General features: G+C 64.6%; 1 protein-coding gene. It reads right to left on the bottom strand.

The annotated features are described in order from the left end of the window. Positions 1 to 20: 20 nt before the first annotated feature. The coding region (locus NP596_RS21845) for a hypothetical protein (RefSeq protein ID WP_256617473.1) at positions 21 to 512 on the bottom strand (492 nt) is incomplete at its 5' end.

The following is a 512-nucleotide window of genomic DNA, read 5'->3' as shown; positions in this document are numbered from 1 at the left end:
GCCGATTTATGCAACTTCAGCTAATGCCGCCGCCGCGTATGGTGCCCGCCAACCACACGGCTGCTGAAACCCAGTCCGGGTTGGGTTTCCAGAATCACCGCGTTGCGCTCGCCGTCCGGCAGCAAGGCGGGCGCGCAACCGGTCAAGGGATACATGGCCCGCAGTTTCACGCCGTGACGGGCGAAAGCCGCCGCCCAGCGTTGCAGCAGGCTTTGATGCACGCAGCCGATCAGCCAGTTGAAGGTGCCGGGAATATCCTCCACCGGCCCTTGCGCCGCCCAACCGCATTCGATGACGCCGTCGTCGGCTTTCAGCCACTCCTGCCCGGTCAGGCAGGCGTTCAATTGGCTGCGCTTGATATACCCCAACTCCACCGCCAGGTCGCCGAAGCGGCGCAACGAAAATTGCTCCGCCACCGCCAAGCCGCCGCGCCCGCCGACTTTGCCCTGCTGCATGTCCATCACCGCCTGGGCCTGGTCTTCGCTCATATACCCCTGACCGACCAACAGGTG

This window comes from Methylomonas rivi (genome assembly GCF_024505165.1).
Taxonomy (GTDB): Bacteria; Pseudomonadota; Gammaproteobacteria; order Methylococcales; family Methylomonadaceae; genus Methylomonas; species Methylomonas rivi.
Note: the sequence above shows the minus strand (reverse complement) of the source record. Positions and strands in the feature narration are given on the sequence as shown.